The sequence below is a fragment of the Thiomonas arsenitoxydans genome (assembly GCF_000253115.1).
Classification (GTDB): domain Bacteria; phylum Pseudomonadota; class Gammaproteobacteria; order Burkholderiales; family Burkholderiaceae_C; genus Thiomonas; species Thiomonas arsenitoxydans.
The window spans coordinates 1,822,883-1,841,909 of record NC_014145.1 but is presented as its reverse complement, the minus strand read 5'-3'; the positions used below and the strand labels follow the sequence as shown (position 1 = coordinate 1,841,909).

Genomic DNA, 19,027 nt, shown 5'->3' with positions numbered 1-19,027 from the left:
GACGTGCCTCAGGCATGGATGGAGAAATAGACCGCAACCGTCGCCCACAAGCCGACAACGACGATAAAGAGCGCGGCTACGATGACCCATGCCCCCATTGGCCGGGCGTATTGCATGTCAGGCAGCGGCATGTCCGATTGCGCATGCGTTCGACCCGCAGGGTCTGTAACCGGCATCGGCAGGTAAGGCATCTCGTCAGGCATTGGTTTTTCTCCTCAGAGTGATGCGACAGAATGTCGCACATGTATGGTTGGCAGAATAAGCAGGAACTTATGCAGCCGCTTGCGATGGATCAAGCTGCGCAGATAGGTCGTGTATCTTTTGTCACTGCATGTAAAAATCTCGCGGGTAAACCCTGATATTGCCGTCATCGCGAACACAGGCGGCTGTTCAGAGTTGCCGCTATGCGCTGCGCAATGGTCATCAGGTGCGCGCGTGCCGCAGGTGAGACTTCTTCCTGCAGCGTCTGGTCGAACAGATCCAGCCAGCGGGCGAAGTGCGCAGGGTGCAGAGGCAAGGGGCGATGCGCCTGCAAGGCATTGCGGTGATAGCGTCCAGCAAGCAGGCCGACCGAGGCCCAGAAATCCACCATCCGGGCGTAATGCGCCTCCCAGTCGGTCACATGCGCCTCAAACATCGGACCGAGATCTGGATCAAGCCGGGCATGTGCATAAAACCGACGCACCAAGCGATCGAGGGCGCGCTCGTCGAGCCCCGTCTGTGTGCGGAGCTGTTCGGCCAGAGCGCTGCGGCGATCCTCAGGCGCAATCTCGGCTGGCGTTGCGTCCAGCACTTGCCTGAACAAGCTTTGCTGGCTTTCTGGCATTGTGATTCGACTCGCGGTAGGATGCGTCATGACAACCTCTTATGTGGACTATTTAATTTCACTATAGCTTCACACGACTAGACAGGCAAGCCACGAATTGAAACTGACCCAGTTCACAGACTTTGGACTGCGCGCCTTGATGGTGCTGGCAGAAAACCCAGATCAATCATTAAATAGCAAAGAATTAGCGAGGATTCTTGATATCTCGCGTGAGCATCTTATCAAGGTGCTCCAGCGTCTTGCTGCCGGTGGCTACGTGCAGAATCAACGCGGCGCCAATGGTGGCGTTCGTCTTGATAAAGACGCTTCAGAAATACTTCTTGGGAATGTCGTGCGCTGGCTGGAAGACGGCCAGGGCCTGGTGGAATGCCTTCGCCCCGACGGCGGCCATTGCAATCTCACTCCGTTGTGCCTGCTGCGGCCCTTGCTGAGCGACGCCGCAGAGGCGTTTTACGCGCGGCTCAATACCTCGACTCTGGCGGATTGCCTGCACCCGCCGCTGCAGCACTTCATCACCCTGCAGACCAGAAAAACCGAGATGATCCATCTCAAACCGGACTGACCCGCCATGTTGACCGATGCTCTGCTGCTTTACCTTCATCTCTCCGCCATGCTGGGGCTGGCGGTTTTTCTCACCGCCAAGACCAGCCTGACCCGGGTGGGCGCCGTCGATGCCCAGGTGCTGGCTCGCCTTCGCAGGCTGGATGTGTGGGTCTGGGGCAGCTTTGCCGCGGTGCTGGCCAGCGGGCTGGCGCTGGTGTTCTGGGGCATCAAAGGCCCGCAGTGGCTGCTGCACAACCCCTTGTTGTGGGCCAAGGTGGTGTTGCTGGCGCTGATGGCGGTGATGTCCTGGCCGTCTACGCAGCGGCTGGGGCGCTGGGGCCTTCAGGCTCGGGCAATGGTAGCGTGGCAGCCCGCCGTAGAAGAAGTGAAAAAAGAGCGCCGCTGGCTGATGGCGCAATCGCATGTGATGGTCATCATCCCCTTGCTGGCGACGCTGATGAGCCACGGTTTCGGCTGAATCGCTGCGCTGACGTCTCAAAGCCCCTCTTCTGCTTCTCGGCGTGCGCGAATGTCCCGTCGCAGACGCTCGACTCGGCGCTCGATGGCGTCGCGATCCTGCAGAAGTGCTGCAGCGGCACGAGCAGGCACAACTCGCGCTGCAGGGTGCCGAACTGGCGGCTCTGGCCGTAGCCTTCGATGCAGAAAAAGTAGCGCAGCGCGTCTTCTTCATCCTTCGCCTGCGGAATGAAAAACCAGTGATCGCTGTCGCCGTAATGCAGCAGGTAGTCGATGGAGGCGTCGACAAGTTCTTCCACGAATCACCCCCGCAGATGTGCGGCCAGCCAGACCAGGCCGACGAAAACGGGTTGATGCAGCAGGTAAATGGTCAAGGGCCAGCGCCCAAGGAAAGACAGCGGACGAATTTCGGGCAGATGGCGCAAGGGCCGGAATTGCACCCGCGCCAGCAGCCAGCCTGTGCCGGCGCCGATCCACAGCACACCGATCCACGGCAGCAGTGGCGCGTAGTCTTCGGTGATGGGTTTTTGCGTGATCAGCCCGGTCCAGTTCCACCACGGCGAATTGAAAAAAGCGTGCCCCCAAAGCTGAGGCGCGGCAATGGCGATGGGGGCGAGCAGCAGCACCCAGGCGCCGAAGTGGCGGAACACCAGCCGGTGCAACAGCAACATGGCCGCGATGCCCTGAAGAATGCCGAAGTAGATGAAGCTGTGCGGAAACGCGGCGTAGCTGCCTGCCGTGACCAGTAGCGAAGCGCCCACGATTTGCGCCCAGCGCTTCCAGAAATGCCGCGCCGGGCGGCCGCTCGCGTCAGTGAAGGTCTGCGTCAGTCCGACGGTGAAAACAAACAGGCTCACGATGGCAATACGCTGATCGAGCCACCAGGGGCTGGTGTAGAAGTCGGTGTGGATGAAGCCGAACCAGTTCAGGTCGAAACTGAAATGAAACGACATCATCCACAGCACGGCCAGGCCGCGCAGGGTATCGACGCCGCCGTAGCGGCTGATTCGGCTTCCCGCCATGATCAACGCGTCCACCCCGCCGCCGGGCCGCCCCAAGGCGGGGTGGGCCCCCTCGGGGGGCAGCAACCGCGCAGCGGGAGCGTGGGGGCCACCCACCCCGCCGCCGGGCCGCCCCAAGGCGGGGTGGGCCCCCTCGGGGGGCAGCAACCGCGCAGCGGGAGCGTGGGGGCCACCCACCCCGCCGCCGGGCCGCCCCAAGGCGGGGTGCGCCCCCTCGGGGGGCAGCGACCGCGCAGCGGGAGCGTGGGGGCCACTTCACTCACACCAGGCCCGCGCATTGCGGAACATGCGCATCCACGGGCTGTCGTCGCCCTGGTCTTCGGCGGTCCAGCTCATCTGCACGCTGCGGAACACCCGCTCCGGGTGCGGCATCAGCGCGGTAAAGCGGCCATCGGGCGTGGTCACGGCGGTGATGCCCTCGGGGCTGCCGTTGGGGTTGTAGGGATAACGCTCCGTGGGTTGGCCCTGATGATCGACAAAGCGCATGGCCACCTGCAGCAGCTTCGCGTCGCCCTGCTGCGAAAAATCGGCCCGCCCTTCGCCATGCGCCACAGCGATGGGCGCGCGGCTGCCAGCCATGCCCTGAAAAAAGAGGGACGGCGACTCGGCGACTTCCACCAGCGACAACCGCGCCTCGAACTGCTCCGAGCGGTTGCGGGTGAAGCGCGGCCAGGCGCGGGCGCCAGGAATCATGGGGGCGAGTGCGGCCAGCATCTGGCAGCCGTTGCACACGCCCAGCGCGAAGGTATCGGTACGGCCGAAAAAGCGTGCGAATTGATCGGCGAGCTCGGGGTTGAACAGAATGGAACGCGCCCAGCCCTCGCCCGCGCCGAGCACGTCGCCGTAGCTGAAACCGCCGCAGGCGACAAAGCCGCGGAAATCGCCCAGCCGGGCGCGGCCTGCCATCAGGTCGCTCATATGCACGTCCACCGCGTCGAACCCGGCGCGGTGCATGGCGTAGGCCATTTCCACCTGCGAGTTGACGCCCTGCTCACGCAGGATGGCGACTTGCGGCCGCGCCCCGCTGGCGATGAAAGGCGCGGCGATGTCTTGCTGGGCGTCGAAAGTCAGGTGCAAGTGCAGCCCCGGATCGGCGGCGTCGGCCAGCGCGTCGTGCTCGGCTTGGGCGCACTCGGGGTTGTCGCGCAACATCGCCATGCGCCACGACACGCGGTCCCACACTTGCTGCAATTGGGTGCGAGGTGCGGTGTAAATGCGCTGCGTGTCGCGCCAGATCTCGATGACGTCGCCGTCGTTGACCGTGCCGATGGCGTGGCTGTGCGCCGACAGGCCATGCTGCCGCAGGGTCTGCAGCACGGCGTCGCGCTGCGTTGCGGGCACTTGCAGCAGCAAGCCGGGCTCTTCGTTGAACAGTGCGCGCAAGGTTTGAATGTGACGGCGCGGGCCGACCTGCTTGGCCCAGTCTTTGGCGTCGCCCCAGTCGTCGGCTTCGTTGCCTTCGAGCGTGAGCACGTCCACATTCAGGCTGAGGCCGCAATGCCCGGCGAAGGCCATTTCGCAGGCAGCCGCCCACAGGCCGCCGTCGGATCGGTCGTGATAGGCCCAGACTTGACCTGCCGTGCGCAATTCAGCCAGCGCTTCCGCAAACGATTTCAGCAAGTCCGGGCTGTTGAGATCGGGGGTGATGTCGCCGATCTTCCCGAGCGTCTGCGCCAGGATGCTCGCGCCCATGCGCCTTTTGCCCTGGCCCAGATCGACCAGAATCAGGCTGCTCGGCGCATCGGTGCGCAGCTGCGGCGTAAGCGTGCCGCGCACGTCGGGCAGCGTGGCGAAGGCGGAGACCACCAGCGAGACCGGCGAAGTCACGCTCTTGGCCTGACCCGCGTCTTCCCAGCGCGTATGCATCGACAGCGAATCCTTGCCCACGGGCACCGAAATACCCAGAGCGGGACAGAGTTCCATGCCGATGGCGTGCACGGTGTCGTACAGCGCGGCGTCCTGCCCTGGCTGGCCGCAGGCGGCCATCCAGTTGCACGACAGCTTGATGTCGGCCAGACGTTGCACCGGGGCGGCCAGCAGATTGAGCACCGCCTCGCTCACCGCCAGCCGACCCGACGCGGCGGGGTTGAGCACCGCAACGGGCGCACGCTCGGCCACGCTCATCGCCTCGCCCCGAAATCCGGCGTAGTCAGCGAGCGTGACGGCACAGTCGGCCACCGGCACCTGCCAGGGGCCGACCATGGGATCGCGGTGGCTCATGCCGCCTACCGTGCGGTCGCCAATGGTGATGAGAAAGCGCTTGCTCGCTACCGTGGGGTGGCGCAGCACCGCTTCGCAGGCCTGCGCCAGATCGACCTCAGCCAGATCAAGCGCCTCGCCTTGCGGCAACTGCCGCTGCGCCTGACGATGCACGCGCGGCGGCTTGCCCAGCAGCACGTCCAGCGGCAGATCGACCGGACGGGCCAGATCGGGCTGGTCAGCGTGCAGGCTGTCATTCACGATCAACGTTTGCTCTTGCGTGGCGACGCCCACCACCGCAAAGGGGCAGCGCTCGCGGGCGCACAGCGCGGCGAAAGCCTCTTGCTGATCAGGAGCAATGGCCAGAACATAGCGCTCCTGGCTTTCGTTACTCCATATTTCTCTTGGACTTAGGCCAGACTCTTCAAGTGGAACATCGCGCAACTGGAACACCGCGCCACGGCCCGCGCCCTCCACCAACTCAGGAAAGGCGTTGGACAGTCCGCCAGCGCCCACATCGTGAATCGACAGAATGGGATTGGCCTCGCCTAGCGCGCAGCAGGCGTTGATGACTTCTTGCGCCCGGCGCTGAATTTCCGGGTTGCCGCGCTGCACCGAATCGAAATCGAGATGGGTGGCGTTGCTGCCGGTGGCCAGACTCGACGCCGCGCCGCCGCCCAAGCCGATGCGCATGCCCGGGCCGCCAAGCTGCACCAGCAGCGTGCCTGCGGGAAATGCCTTTTTGTGCGTCATGCGGGCATCGATGGAGCCCAAGCCACCGGCGAGCATGATGGGCTTGTGATAACCCCAGACCTTGCCGTCCACCGGTTGTTCGAACACGCGGAAGTACCCGGCAAGATTGGGACGGCCGAACTCGTTGTTGAACGCCGCGCCGCCCAGCGGCCCGTCGAGCATGATCTGCAGCGGGCTGGCGGTGTGACCGGGCTTGCCGAATGTTTCTGTGGCCGCCTCCCAAGGTTCGCCAGCGCCCGGCAGCCGCAGATTGGAGACCGAAAACCCGGTGAGCCCCGCCTTGGGGCGCGAGCCACGGCCGGTGGCGCCCTCGTCGCGAATCTCTCCACCGGCTCCGGTGGCCGCACCGGGAAACGGCGAAATGGCGGTGGGGTGATTGTGCGTTTCCACCTTCATCAGCACATGCTTGAGCCCTTCTTGTGCGCCGTAGCGGTGCGTGGCGGGATCGGGTTGCCAGGCCTGCACCGTGCCGCCTTCCATCACCGAGGCATTGTCGGCATAGGCCACCACCGTGCCCTGCGGCGACACCGCGTGGGTGTTGCGGATCATCTGGAACAGGGTGTGCGGCTGATCGACGCCATCGATGGTGAAGCGAGCATTGAAAATTTTGTGGCGGCAATGTTCGCTGTTGGCCTGGGCGAACATCATCAGCTCGACATCGGTGGGGTTGCGGCCGAGCTTGCGGTAGGCGTCGAGCAGATAGTCGATCTCGTCATCCGACAGCGCCAGTCCCTGCTCCACATTGGCACGCGCGAGCGCCGCGCGGCCGGCGTCAAGCGTGCCGGAGAGCACGTCCACGTGCTGCAGCGGCTGGGGTGGCAGTTCGGAAAAAAGACGCTCCAGCTCGCTGCGCTGCAGCGCCACGGTTTCGGTCATGCGGTCGTGCAGCAGGGCGGCGAGCTGAAGCAGTTCGGTCTCGGTCAACGGTTTGGCGGCGCGCAGCAGCCCGCTCTCCGCCTCAAGGCGGTATTGCACCGTGCGTTCCACCCGGTGCACCTCGGCGCCGCACAAGCGAGCGATGTCGGTGGCCTTGGAAGCCCAGGGCGAAAGGGTGCCCAGGCGCGGCATGACATACAGGCTCTGACCCTGTGCGGGACCGGCGTAAGGATCGCCATAGCGCAGCAGGCCTTCGAGTTTGTCGTGAAGCGCGGGAGTCGGGGCGGCGTCGAGCGCCACCGCATGCACATAGCGGGCATGAATACGGCGCACGCGATCGGCGATCTCCGGCGCGGTCTGGCGCAGGCGGGCCTGCAATGCGTCCTGGCGAAACGCGGACAAGGCGCTGGCGCCTTCAAAGAAAAGGATGTGCATGCGGGAAGCCTGAACGGGCTGGGCGGGGTGGGAGATGGCGGTCAGCGGCAGATTATAGAAATCGCCATGACGCACACAGGCGGCTCACGAACACATGTCAGGAGTGTGATAATTGCGCCATGAGCATCACCATCAAAACCCCTGAAGAAATCGAGAAAATGCGCGTGGCCGGGCGACTGGCCTCCGAATTGCTCGATTACCTGACCCCGCATGTGCAGCCTGGCGTCACCACCAAGGCGATCGACAAGCTGGCGTATGACTACATCACCCAGGTGCAGCAGGCCATTCCGGCCCCGCTAAATTACGCGCCGCCGGGCTACACGCCCTACCCCGCGTCGATCTGCACCTCGGTCAACAATGTCATCTGCCACGGCATTCCGAACGACAAACCGCTGAAGAGCGGCGATGTGATCAACATCGACGTCACCGTCATCAAGGACGGATTCCACGGCGACAGCAGCCGCATGTTCAGTATCGGCACCGTACCCAAGCATGTGCAGCGGCTGGTTGACATCACCTTCGAGGCCATGTGGCATGGCATCGCGCTGGTCAAACCGGGTGCGCGGCTGGGCGACATCGGCCACGTCATCCAGACCTTCGCCGAGAGCGCGGGCTACAGCATCGTGCGCGAATTCTGCGGCCATGGCATCGGCCGCAACTTCCACGAAGACCCGCAAGTGCTGCACTACGGCAAGGCGGGCACGGGAGAAGTGCTGCGCGAAGGCATGACCTTCACCATCGAGCCCATGATCAACGCCGGGCGTCGCGACATCCGCGAAATGGCCGACGGCTGGACTATCGTCACCAAAGACCGTTCGCTGTCTGCACAGTGGGAGCACACGGTGCTGGTCACCTCCACCGGCTTTGAAGTGCTGACCACTTCGGCGGGTTGCCAGCCCGCGCCCGCCTTCGTTCGCCAGCCTGCCCTAGCCGCCTGAGCGGCGCTGCGCTGGCCGTCATCGTGACTTCGTGCACGTTAGGCCCATGACCGCATCTGCCGCCTCCCATCCGGCTGAGGTTGCGCTGAGCGACATTCGCCTGAGCTGGAAACAGGGACGTGCCGCGCTACTCGACCACTTCGGGCAGCACCCGCAGCAGGTCACGCCGCTGCTGCACGGGCTTACCCGCCTTGCCGATCAGACGCTGCAGACCCTGTGGACGACAAGCGGCATGCCGCCCGATGCGGCGCTGATCGCCGTAGGCGGCTACGGACGCGGCGAGCTGTTTCCGTTCTCCGACATCGATCTGCTTCTGCTGCTTGAGCAGACCCAGGGCAGCAACGCCGCCATCGATGCGGCCGCCTCAGGCTTCATCACCGCCTGCTGGGATATCGGCCTGGAAATCGGCCCGAGTGTGCGCACCATCGAGGCCTGCATCGACGAAGCCGACAAGGACATCACGGTGCAGACGGCCCTGCTGGAATCGCGCTTTTTGTGCGGCAACCGCGCCTTGGCTGATTCGCTGAACCGCGCGTTTTTCGCTCATCTCGATGCCCGCGCCTTCTTTCAGGCCAAAATGCGCGAGCAGCAGCAGCGCCATCTCAAATTCGAAGATACTCCCTACGCGCTGGAGCCCAATTGCAAGGAAAGCCCCGGCGGTCTGCGCGATCTGCAGGTCGTGCTCTGGGTGGCGCAGGCCAGCGGTCTGGCGCGCAGCTGGAAGGAATTGGCGGCGCATGGAATCATCCATGTCAATACCGTGCGCCAGATTCAGCGCAACGAGACCGTGATCAAGCGCATCCGCGCGCACCTGCATGTGCTGGCCGGACGGCGCGAAGACCGTCTGGTGTTCGACCAGCAATCGGCCGTTGCCAAGGTGCTCGGCTTTGCGCCCACGCCGACCAAGCGGGCTGGCGAACGTCTGATGCAGCGCTACTACTGGGCGGCGAAAGCCGTCGAGCAGATCAACCAGATCGTGCTGCTCGATATCGAGGGGCGGCTCTGGCCGCAGTCGGTGGCCATGGCGCAGGCGATTGTCGGGCTCAAGGGTGTGCAAGACGGGCGCTATGTGCTGCGCGACGGCATGATCGAGCCCGCCGATCTCCAGCTTTTCGAGCAAGAGCCTTGGACGCTGCTGGAAATTTTTGCGGTGTTCCAGCGCGCGCCCGGCGCTCGGGGGCTTTCGCCCGCTGCACTACGCGCCATCTACCTGGCGCGCCACCGGATGGACAGCGCCTTCCGCCACGATCCGCGCAGCCGGGAGCAGTTCGTGCGCATCCTGCAGGCGCCGCAAGGCATCGTTCACGCCCTGCGGCTGATGAACCGCACCAGCGTGCTCGGGCGCTACCTGTGGGCGTTTCGCCGCATCGTCGGGCAGATGCAGCACGACCTGTTTCACGTCTATACCGTCGATCAGCACATTCTGATGGTCGTGCGCAATGTGCGGCGTTTTTTCATGCCCGAACATGCCCACGAATATCCGCTGTGCTCGGAGCTGGCGGCACACTTCGATCCGCCGTGGGTGCTCATCCTCGCGGCGCTGTTCCACGATATCGCCAAGGGCCGCGGCGGCGATCACTCCGAGCTGGGCGCCGTCGAAACCCGCAAGTTCTGCAAGGCGCACGGCATCAGCGCCGAACACACCGAGCTGGCCGTGTTCCTCGTGCGCGAGCACCTGCAGATGTCGCGCGTGGCGCAGAAAGAAGACTTGAGCGACCCCGAGGTCATCGCCGCCTTCGCCCGGCGCGTGGGCGATGAGCGTCACCTCGTCGCCCTGTACCTGCTGACCGTAGCCGACATTCGCGGTACCAGCCCCAAAGTTTGGAACGCCTGGAAAGGCAAGCTGCTCGAAAACCTCTACCGCGCCACCTTGCGCGCACTCGGCGGCCAGACGCCGCAACCCGAGGCCGAACTGCAGCTGCGCCAGCGCGAGGCGCAGCGCATTCTCAACCTTTACGCCCTGCCCCAGGGCGCACAAAAGCCGCTCTGGGACACGCTGGACATGGGCTATTTCCTGCGCAACGATCCGCAAGACATTGCCTGGCACACCCGCAAGCTCTACGCCCGCGTGGCCAGCCAGTCGCCCGTGATCAGCGCGCGACTGGCGCCCGAAGGCGAGGGGCTGGAGGTGCTGGTGTACGCGCCCGACCAACCCGATCTGTTCGCGCGCATCTGCGGCTACTTCGATCATCAGAACTTCAACATTCTCGACGCCAAGATCCACACCGCCAACAACGGCTGGGCGCTCGACAGCTTCGTCGTGGTGTCACCCCACACCAAAGTGCACGACCGGGCGATGACCGGCGTGATCGAAACCTCGCTGCTTGCCGAACTGGGCAGTGCCGCGCCACTGCCGCCCCCGCATCACGGGCGACTGTCGCGGCGGGTGCGCAACTTTCCCGTCAGCCCCCGCGTCGGTCTGCGCCCCGACGAGCGCGGGCAGCGCTGGATTCTCAACGTGACCGCGCACGACCGGGCCGGGCTGCTGTTCGGCATTGCGCAGGTGCTGGCCAAACACCACATCGACCTGCAACTGGCCAAGATCACCACCCTCGGCGAGCGGGTGGAAGATACGTTTCTGGTTTCCGGCCCCGGTCTGGGTGACGCCCGGATTCAGAACACACTCGAAAACGAGCTGCTGCAGGCGATCATGGATTAGCGTCAGAGGAGCACACCGCTTGGACATTCCCGCCCTGCAAGCCCGCTTGCGACAGTTTTCCGCCGACCGCAATTGGGCGCCCTATCAAACGCCGAAAAACCTGGCGATGGCAATGATCGTCGAGGCTGGCGAACTGGTGGAAATTTTCCAGTGGATGACGCCCGAGCAATCGCAGCAGGCCGGACAAGACCCTGAAATTCAACAGCACCTCGCCGACGAAATCGCCGACGTGCTGATCTATCTCGTGCAGATCGCCGATCACACCGGCGTGGATCTACAACAGGCGGTGGAACAGAAAATCGGCAAAAACGCCCTGAAATATCCAGCAAGCTGAGCGCCGCCCGCTGAAAATAGGATTATTTCCGACCGGGCATTTTTGCGTTACCCGGCTCCCCTGAAACCGTCTATCCCTCGCTGCGCCACCCACTTCCAGTTTCAAGGCAGTTGCATTACTGCTCGATCCCGTTTCGGACAAGATTCTGAGGGCTTTCAATCAGGTCGGCGGCTACGACGAAGTCTGGTTCGACTCCGCCAGAAGCGACTTTGTGCTCGCGGCGGTAGGTACACTCATGCCCTACCGTGAGCGCGTTCCGGTTGGCACATGAAAGCGTCGTCGGCGCGGGTGCAGGCCGCGACACTTCGTACCATTCCCCCATCACGGCATCGATTTTTGCCTCCTGTTTCAGATTCCGACGCCCCTTGTTCAGAACATTCCAAGCCCTTTGGATCGGGTTACTCGTGCTGTGCACGTTGGGCGGTTGCGCCTCGCTGCAAAGCCCCGCCGGTGCACAGATATCCGAAGCCGCAGTGAGCGCCGACTCGGCTCCCAGTGTGCCGTGGTGGACAGAGGTCGACGACCCCTTGCTGGCTCGGCTGATCAACCACGGGCTGGCGGCGGACCCGCTGCTGGTCAGCGAAGCCCGCGCCCTGGCCGACCTGCAGGCGCGCTCGCAACAGTGGCGCTTCCGCCTTGCCCGCTGGGTCGGCCGCATGCTGCAGCAGATGCCCGATTCCCCCGAAGTGCAGGCCGTGCGGCTGGCCGACGTGCGCCAGCGCAAGGCCGCGCGCATCGCGCGCGCCTACGTCGAGGTGCGCCGCCTGCAATGGAACCTCGCCTTGCGCCAGGCGTTCCAGGATCGGTTCCACGACGATGCCGATTTCGCGCGCTGGCGCTACGAGGCCGGGCTGGTCTCGGGGGTTGACAGCGGACTGGCGGCGTCGCTGATCGGCACCAATGCGAGCGCGCTTGCCGACACGCGCGCTCGCCTGGCCGCGGCAGAAGCGACGCTGGCGCGGCGTGCGGCGGTCGCGCCATGGCAACTGGGATTGTGGATCGCCGACGGCGCTCAAGTGCCTTGGCTCGACGCCGACGGCGCGGCCGCGGCGGCATGCGACGACGCGCAAGCGGCTGGCCTGCGCGCCGCGCTGGCCGAGGTGCAGGCGCGCGAGGCCGCACTGCCCGAGCTCGAGCGCGACGCTGAACGCACCGCGGACGATGCGCGCGCCGCCTACCGTCTGGGAACCGGCGATTTCGCCTCGCTGTACGTGGCGCAAACCGCGCAACTGTCGGTGCGCGAGGCGCGCATCGACACCCGGGCGCGGCTGGCGCGCGCGGCGATCGATCTGTGGACCGACGTCGGTCTGCGCAGGAACCAGGCCAGACTGCGCGAGCCGACGCGCAGCTCGGTCGGAGACATGCCGTTGGCAGTCGGAGCATGCAGTGACTGAGCCGAACGACGCCTCGCAGGTCGATGTGCTGCTCGACGCGCGCCCACGCAGTCGCGCGCGGCGCTGGATCAGCATCACGCTGCTGCTGCTGGCGCTGGGGGTGGCGGGCAGCTTGCTGCTGCGTTTTCTCGAGGGCAACACGACCCCGTACTACATGGCGCCGATCATTCGCGGCGACCTGCGTCCGCAGCTGTCCATCAAAGGCCGGGCCTACCTGGTCGGCGAAATTACGGTGCGCGCGCCGCGAGATGCCTTGATCACCGCAGTACCGGTGGCTCCGGGCGACACGGTGGCGCCCGGCCAGGCGCTGGCCGTGGTGGATACCAGCGCTTTTGCACAGGCTATCGATGCCGACCGCCTGACGCTGGCCGCCGCGCGCGACCAACTGGCGCGTGCCTTCGTGGAGTCCAGGCTGGCCGACGCCCGGATCGCGCGGTACGACAAGGTGTGGCACGAGTCGGCCCACCGCGTGCCCTCGCTGGACGAGATGGACACCGCGCTCGCGGCGGTGCGCAGCGCGGCACTCGCGGTGCGGCGGGATCGTGTGCTGCTCGCTGCGGCCCAGCGCCGCCTCGACGACGACATGGCCAATCTGCAGGCCACGCTGCCGCGCGCTCCCATCGCCGGGGTGGTGGTCCGGCCGCTGGTGGCGCCGGGCAGTCAGGTCCGGGCCGGACAGCCGCTGCTCCAACTGGCGCCGCTGGACGCCCCCGCGCGCGTAATCGTGCCGCTGCCCCCTGGTATCGGGACGCTGCCCGCGGGGCAGTCGGCACAGGTGGTCATCTCCGGTATCGATGGCGCAGAGCGCGCTGCCACTTTGCTGCGTACCACCACCGACCCGGCGGGTGTGCGCCAGGCCGAGTTCGCGCTGGCGCCCGATCCGCGCATTCCGCCGGCCGCCGCGGCCACGCTCAAAATGACCCTGCCGGTTCGCCACCATGTGCTGCTGGCGCCGAACACGGCGCTGGCCTTCGCCCCCCATTGCTCGACGCAACCCGAACTCGAACGCAGCAGCCTCTGCCTGCTCGATCGCGACGGCACGGCGCGCAGCGTGTCCATCATCGCCGGTCCCAGCGACGGCCATCGCACGCAGATCCTCGGCGGGCCGGTGCGTCCGGGACAACTGGCGATCATCGGCTGGCGCGCGGCGCCGGGCGCGTCAGGCCCGAAACCCGGTCTTCCGATCCGTGACCCAGCCATCGCGCCATCGACCCCCACGGCACCATGACCCCCTCCGCTCCCAAGTTCACCCGCCGCCAGGCCGGCGGCGCGCTTGCTTCGCTGGCCGCCGGGCTGCTGCAACCCGGCATGGCCTTCGCCGCAGGCGGCGGCCGCTGGGGGGCGCCGCGGCCGTTTTCCTGGGATCTGCTGGTCGAGCGCGCGCGCCGGCTCGCGGGCCGTCCCTACGTGGCGCCCCGGCCGTCGGCGCACGCGGCATTGGACTCCGGCGCCTTCGTGCGCCTGGCCTACGGCGCCGCCGAAGCGGTGACGGGCACGGTGCGCCTGTTCCCGCCGCGCCGTGGCGTGGCGCCGCTGGCCGTGTCGATCCATGTCGTCGACCACGGCGTGGCCAGGAGACTGATCGACACGCACGGGCTGTTCGGCGGCGGACAGACCGCCGATCCGGCTGGCTGGCGCGTGCTGGCGCCCGACGCGCGCACCGACTGGATGGCTTTTCTCGGGGCCTCGTACTTTCGCTGCTCGGGGACATCCAACCGTTACGGCCTCTCGGCACGGGCCATCTCGGTGGACACCGGCCTGCCGGAGCCGGAGGAGTTCCCAGTATTCACCGACTTCTGGATCGAGCAGCCGTCGGACGACCACGTGATCACCCACGCCCTACTCGACGGCCCTTCGCTGGCCGGGGCCTACGCCATCGACACCTGGCGTCACGAGGGCGTGGACGTGGTGCAGGACGTGCGTTGTGCACTCTTCCTGCGACGCGATGTGCAGCGCCTGGGCATCGCCCCGCAGACCAGCATGTTCCTCTACGACCAGACGCGCGCTGACGGCATGCCCCACCCCCATCCGATCGGCGATTGGCGCCCGCAGGTGCACGACTCCGGGGGCCTGGCCATCCGCACCGGAGCCGGCGAGCGCATCTGGCGCCCGCTCCACAACCCGGCTCAGGCGCGCGTGAACGCCTTCCGCGCCGATCACCCGAGCGGCTTCGGCCTCATGCAGCGCGATCGCGATTTCACCAACTACGAGGACGACGAATTGTTCTACGAACTGCGGCCTTCGCTGTGGGTGCAGCCCCAGGGCGACTGGGGCACGGGCAGCGTGATGCTCTACGAGATGGCGTCGGTCTCGGAGACCGTGGACAACATCGGCGCATTCTGGGTTGCCGACGAACCGGCGCGTGCCGGACAGCGCCGCGACGTGGCGTACCGGTTGACGTGGACATCCGCCGATCCCAGCACCGACGCCAACGCGCACTGCTGCAATCTGTTGATCGGGCCGGCCGGCCAGGCCGACACCCCGCCCGATCCGTCCACGCGCAAGTACGTGTTCGACTTCCGCGGCGATGTGCTGGCCGGGCTGGATGATGCCAGCGGCGTGCAGGCGCTGACCAACCTGCCGGCCTCCGCGGTCATGGGCCTGCGCGCCCATCGCCTGTACGGCCGCAAAAATTCCTGGCGCGTCGTGCTGGACCTGCGCCTGACGGGGCTGGCGCAAAAGGAGTTCCGCTTGTTCCTGCGCCGCGGGACGCAGGCGCTCAGTGAGACCGTCGTGGTCACGCTCGAGGATTGAGTCACCGCGCACGCATACGCCATGTCCGCTAATCACGCGATAAACCCCGCGCCCCCGATGCTGCCTCCCGAGGCCGCGCTGGACATGCCCATCCAGCGCCTGGACGGCCCGCCTCCGGGAGCGATCGAGGTGAAAACCCAGCCGCACGGCCTGCTGATCAAGCGCCTGCTGCTCATCGCGCTGACGGCCGTGCTCGCGCTGGCGGCGTCCACGCAACTGCGCATGGTGCTCGCGCGCGAACAGGTCAACGCGCTCGACATCGTGCTGCTGGTGATGTTCGTGCCGCTGTTCGGGTGGATCTCCTTCGGTTTCGTGAATTCGGCCATCGGCTTCTACAAGCTGATCAGCGGGGATCATCCGGGCTTCACGCCGGTACCCAGCCCGGCGCAGCCGCTGCGCCATCGCGTCGCGGTACTGATGCCAATCTACAACGAGGATGTCGACGCCACCTTCGGCCGCGTGCGCACCATGGCGCGCTCCATCGCTGCGGCAGGGGGAGCCGCCTGGATCGACTTTTTCGTGCTGAGCGACTCGAGCGAGGACAACGGCGAGCGCGAGCAGGCGGCGTGGCTCGCGTTGGCGCGCGAGGCCCCCATCGCGGTGTACTACCGACGGCGCGAGCACAACACCGCACGCAAACCGGGCAACATCGCCGATTGGGTGCGCCGGTTCGGCGCCGCCTACGAGTGCATGCTGGTGCTCGACGCCGACAGCCTGATGAGCGGTGACGCCATCGTGGGCATGGCGTCGATCATGGAGGAACGGCCGTCGATCGGATTGCTGCAGACGGTGCCGATGATCACTAACGCGCACACCCTGTTCCAGCGCTGGATGCAGTTCGCCAGCGAAGCCTACGGCCCCATCGCCACAGCGGGCCTGCTGTGGTGGTCGGGCTCGGAAGCCAATTTCTGGGGCCACAACGCGATTGTGCGCACGCGCGCGTTCGCGCAGAGCTGCGGCCTGCCCGAGTTGCCGGGCAAGCATCCGTTAGGCGGCCATATTCAGAGCCACGACATGTTCGAGTCGGCTCTGCTGCGCCGACGTGGCTGGGCGGTTCACATGGTGATGATCGACGGCAGCTACGAGGAATTCCCGCCGTCGATCATCGACTACGCCAAGCGCGACAGGCGCTGGATGCAGGGTAACCTCCAACACCTGCGGCTGCTCGGCACCTCGGGGCTGCACTGGGCCAGCCGGCTGCACCTGCTGCTCGGCGCCTCGGCCTACCTGACCTCGCCGGGTTGGCTGTTGCTGCTGCTGACCAGCGCCTTGCAGGTGATCTTTTCCCGCGAGGCCACGCTGATGGGGATCTCGACTTCCTGGGTGCTGTGGCTCACGCTGCTGCTGCTGTTCGGCCCCAAGCTGATGGGATTGACCTGGATGCTGTCGTCCGCCGCCCGCAGGCGCAGCTTCGGCGGCGCTGCGCGCATCGTGCGATCCGTGGCGCTCGATATTCCCCTGGCGATGCTGATGGCGCCGGTGATCATGATGACCCAGACCAAGAGCTTGCTGGCAATGGCGCTGGGAATTCCCTCCGGCTGGTCGGCCCAGGTGCGCGAGGCTCGCCGCATCCCGGTGCTGTCGACCCTTGCCGACCTGCGCGAGCACCTCGTGCTCGGTCTGGCCTTCGCCGCGCTGGCCTGGTTCGACCCGGTGGTCGGCCTGTGGTTCTCGCCGATCACGCTCGGGCTGCTGAGTTCGCCCTGGCTGATTAGCTGGACCTCCAGCGAGCGCCTGGGAAGCCTAGCCCATGCCTTGGGCTTTTTCTGGGTGCCAGCTCCGCAACTGGGGGAAGAGACGCCGGAGCCGGATTCCTGAGCGTCCCCAGACCAGCCGCTGCGCGTCAGGCCCCCGCGGCGCCATGGTCAGGTCTGGACGTAACTGCGCTGCACGGCGAGCGGCGGCGGCGTGTATTGGTAGATCCAAGTTTCGGTGAGCGCCTGGCCGTCGAGCTGCAGGAACAGCCTGAGGTTGATCGGCTCTACGGCCTCACCGGGCACCAGGTCGAACATCGCGCGCCAGCCCTTGAGGGGCAGCAACGGGCGGGCCGACACGAGTTGTACCTGGCCCTGCGAGGTGCTGACCACGGCGCGGACTTTGTCGCTGGCGACCAGCATCGGCAGATCACCGCCGACGAAATCGATCACGAAGCGCCAGGAGAACTCACTGCGCTTCTGACCGACGATTCCGCCGATGCCGTCGCGGGTCGCTTGGACGTGTCCGAGTCGGGATGCGAAGGGATTCTCGCGGCACCAGTACAGGCGGTAGCCGTAGCTGTAGTCGCGGCCTGGAACGATTTCCTCGGCCGGATTCCAGAACGCCACGATGTTGTCCATCGTCTCATCGATGGTGGGGATTTCCACCAGCATGACCGCGCCCTTGCCCCAGGCGCCCTTCGGGGCGACCCAGCAACTCGGCCGCCGGTCGTACCAGACCCCGTCGTCCTGGTAGTCGGCGAAGTTATGGTCGCGCTGCATCAGGCCGAAACCGCGCGGATTGTCGTCGAGGTAGGAATTGACCTGAAGATGCGCCGGGTTGGTAAGCGGCCGCCAGATCCACTCTCCGACGCCGGTGTGCATCTGCAGGCCGTCCGAGTCGTGGATCTGCGGGCGCCAGTCGTCGGCCACGCGGTGGTCGTTCTCCCCGACCAGATACATGCTGGTGCCCGGCGCGATGCCCAGCCGCTCGATCCGACGGCGCGGGTAGAGCGTGAAGTCCACGTCCATCACCAGGGTGCTCGCCACATCGATGATGAAACGATAAGCGCCGGTGACGCTCGGGGAGTCGAGCAGGGCATACACGGTGAGCAGCGTCGATTCGGGTGCGGGCTTCTGCAGGTAGAAGGCGACGAAGTCAGGGAATTCCTCCGGCCGGGCCATGCCTGTGTCGATCGCCAGTCCACGCTGTGACATGCCGTACTGGCCACTGGCGTCGACGGCGCGGAAGTAGGAGGCACCCTGGAACACCGCCCGGTCGTCCTCCCAGTTGGTGTGAAACAGCACGTTGAATCCGGAAAAGCCCAATTGCTTAGGAATCTCACCCGGCTTCAGCCCCGAGCGGCTGTAGTCGAACAGTGTCGGATCGAACAGGATCTGGCGCGCGGTATTGCGCTCCACGGCGTACATGCGCACCGAGCGCTTCATGGTGTAGCCGAGGTGATCGAAGCGGATGCGAAAGAAGAGATCGTCCTCACACCACAGCGTGCGCTCGGGACGGTAGCGGATCGACTGCCACTGGTCCCAGGAGAGCTTCTGCACCGCAGCCGGCAGCGGCGCGACCGGTTCGCTGTAAGCGGTGAGCGACTTCGCTTGCGCCAGCCCCTTCAACCAGTCGAAGGAGAACTGCTGCGGATCTCCGAAGTGCGCGATGCCGCGCGCCGGCGCCGGTGGCGACCGCTTTTGTTGCTTGAATTCCATTGGCCAGGGCGCCAGCGCGGCGAAATTCGCCGCACTGCCGCGCAGAAAATCGCGTCGATGCATCAATGTGTCCTCAGTTCTTGCGCCAGGGGATCGGCCTGCGCCATCGGTGTGCAGCGATGGCGCCCTTCAGGGGCGGGGTCTGCAGTACGGCGAGCTTGCTGGCGGATCGGTCTCTTCCGGGGTCAGCAGCAACCGAAGCCGCCGCAGCCAGTGCGCCGGGGCGATGCGACTTGTGAACATGGTAAGCGGCGCCGAGAATGCCATACCGCGGATCACCGGCAACGGCCAGCCGATGTCATGCGGAGCAAACTCCAGGATCAGCGGCCCCAATCAGCCCGATCAGCACAGGCCAGGCGTGCCGACGTGCTTGCTGACGCACAAAACCGCCGCGCCGACGT

15 protein-coding genes are annotated in these 19,027 nt (G+C 65.9%); 9 read left to right on the top strand and 6 right to left on the bottom strand.

Going from position 1 to position 19,027, the window contains the following annotated elements; all coding sequences use genetic code 11:
- Window positions 1-8: 8 nt before the first annotated feature.
- Together THI_RS08495 and THI_RS08490 are read right to left on the bottom strand one after the other, a co-directional pair.
- The gene (locus tag THI_RS08495; protein WP_013105842.1) at window positions 9-203 is read right to left on the bottom strand and encodes a hypothetical protein; all 195 of its coding nucleotides are present in this window, start codon (window positions 201-203) and stop codon (window positions 9-11) included.
- Window positions 204-367: 164 nt separating this feature from the next.
- Window positions 368-826, bottom strand: coding sequence for a group III truncated hemoglobin (locus THI_RS08490; protein ID WP_231836475.1), 459 nt, complete (start codon window positions 824-826; stop codon window positions 368-370).
- 97 nt (window positions 827-923) lie between these two features.
- Here THI_RS08490 and THI_RS08485 point away from each other — a divergent pair, with 97 nt between their 5' ends.
- Complete coding sequence (locus THI_RS08485) at window positions 924-1,388, top strand: RrF2 family transcriptional regulator (protein ID WP_013105840.1); 465 nt, start codon at window positions 924-926, stop codon at window positions 1,386-1,388.
- A gap of 6 nt (window positions 1,389-1,394) precedes the next feature.
- On the top strand, window positions 1,395-1,847 hold the full coding sequence (locus tag THI_RS08480) for a DUF2214 family protein (protein ID WP_013105839.1): 453 nt from the start codon (window positions 1,395-1,397) through the stop codon (window positions 1,845-1,847).
- Here THI_RS08480 and THI_RS08475 read toward each other — a convergent pair.
- The 3 genes from THI_RS08475 to purL form a co-directional block, all read right to left on the bottom strand.
- Window positions 1,804-2,145, bottom strand: a complete 342-nt coding sequence (locus tag THI_RS08475) for a hypothetical protein (RefSeq protein WP_013105838.1) — start codon at window positions 2,143-2,145, stop codon at window positions 1,804-1,806. The genes THI_RS08480 and THI_RS08475 overlap by 44 nt on opposite strands.
- Window positions 2,146-2,148: 3 nt before the next feature.
- A complete protein-coding gene (locus THI_RS08470) occupies window positions 2,149-2,868 on the bottom strand; it encodes an acetyltransferase domain-containing protein (protein WP_041608961.1) in 720 nt (239 codons plus the stop codon).
- A gap of 255 nt (window positions 2,869-3,123) precedes the next feature.
- Window positions 3,124-7,131, bottom strand: a complete 4,008-nt coding sequence (gene purL / locus THI_RS08465) for a phosphoribosylformylglycinamidine synthase (RefSeq protein WP_013105836.1) — start codon at window positions 7,129-7,131, stop codon at window positions 3,124-3,126.
- On the opposite strand from purL, the gene map reads away from it, so the two are divergent.
- The 7 genes from map (at window position 7,074) to mdoH (ending at window position 17,028) form a co-directional block, all read left to right on the top strand.
- Window positions 7,074-8,069 (top strand): type I methionyl aminopeptidase, encoded by a 996-nt coding sequence (gene map, locus THI_RS08460; RefSeq protein ID WP_231836471.1) that lies wholly within the window; start codon window positions 7,074-7,076, stop codon window positions 8,067-8,069. The genes purL and map overlap by 58 nt on opposite strands.
- 46 nt (window positions 8,070-8,115) lie before the next feature.
- Entirely contained in the window at window positions 8,116-10,728 is a 2,613-nt protein-coding gene (locus THI_RS08455) for a [protein-PII] uridylyltransferase (RefSeq protein ID WP_013105834.1), read from the top strand.
- A gap of 19 nt (window positions 10,729-10,747) precedes the next feature.
- Complete coding sequence (locus tag THI_RS08450; RefSeq protein WP_013105833.1) at window positions 10,748-11,062, top strand: nucleotide pyrophosphohydrolase; 315 nt, start codon at window positions 10,748-10,750, stop codon at window positions 11,060-11,062.
- 404 nt (window positions 11,063-11,466) lie between these two features.
- On the top strand, window positions 11,467-12,456 hold the full coding sequence (locus THI_RS08445) for a TolC family protein (protein ID WP_013105832.1): 990 nt from the start codon (window positions 11,467-11,469) through the stop codon (window positions 12,454-12,456).
- The gene (locus THI_RS08440) at window positions 12,449-13,684 is read left to right on the top strand and encodes an efflux RND transporter periplasmic adaptor subunit (RefSeq protein ID WP_013105831.1); all 1,236 of its coding nucleotides are present in this window, start codon (window positions 12,449-12,451) and stop codon (window positions 13,682-13,684) included. The genes THI_RS08445 and THI_RS08440 overlap by 8 nt, the downstream gene beginning before the upstream one ends.
- On the top strand, window positions 13,681-15,210 hold the full coding sequence (locus tag THI_RS08435) for a glucan biosynthesis protein D (protein WP_013105830.1): 1,530 nt from the start codon (window positions 13,681-13,683) through the stop codon (window positions 15,208-15,210). The genes THI_RS08440 and THI_RS08435 overlap by 4 nt, the downstream gene beginning before the upstream one ends.
- A 21-nt stretch (window positions 15,211-15,231) precedes the next feature.
- Window positions 15,232-17,028: a glucans biosynthesis glucosyltransferase MdoH gene (gene mdoH / locus THI_RS08430; protein WP_083829878.1), complete on the top strand. Its 1,797-nt coding sequence runs from the start codon at window positions 15,232-15,234 to the stop codon at window positions 17,026-17,028.
- A 47-nt stretch (window positions 17,029-17,075) separates the two neighbouring features.
- Here the strand turns inward: mdoH and THI_RS08425 are convergent, their stop codons facing one another.
- Complete coding sequence (locus THI_RS08425; protein ID WP_013105828.1) at window positions 17,076-18,689, bottom strand: OpgD/OpgG family glucan biosynthesis protein; 1,614 nt, start codon at window positions 18,687-18,689, stop codon at window positions 17,076-17,078.
- Window positions 18,690-19,027 lie beyond the last annotated feature (338 nt).